Raw genomic sequence first — 254 nt, 5'->3', positions numbered from 1 at the left:
CGCGGGGTAGAGCAGCCCGGTAGCTCGTCAGGCTCATAACCTGAAGGTCGTAGGTTCAAATCCTACCCCCGCAACCAGTCTTAGCGAAGATCCAGCCGCCTCATACGAGGCGGCTTTTTCTTTGTCCGCAGCACACAACAGAGCAACCAGATCCCCGGACAGATCGAGCTGGTGAGTCTGCGTCGCCTCGTCCCAGGACACCACCACGCGATCAATCAGCCGGTGCAGCTCGTCCGACGCGCGGCCCACGACCT

Annotated in this window: 1 tRNA gene; it reads left to right on the top strand. The window is 61.4% G+C overall.

The window, feature by feature from the left end:
• Positions 1-77 (top strand) — tRNA-Met (locus tag Q0938_RS19310).
• Positions 78-254 lie beyond the last annotated feature (177 nt).

The organism is uncultured Paracoccus sp. (genome assembly GCF_947496875.1).
Classification (GTDB): domain Bacteria; phylum Pseudomonadota; class Alphaproteobacteria; order Rhodobacterales; family Rhodobacteraceae; genus Paracoccus.
The sequence above is the reverse complement of the archived record's forward strand: the minus strand, read 5'-3'. Positions and strand labels throughout refer to the sequence as shown.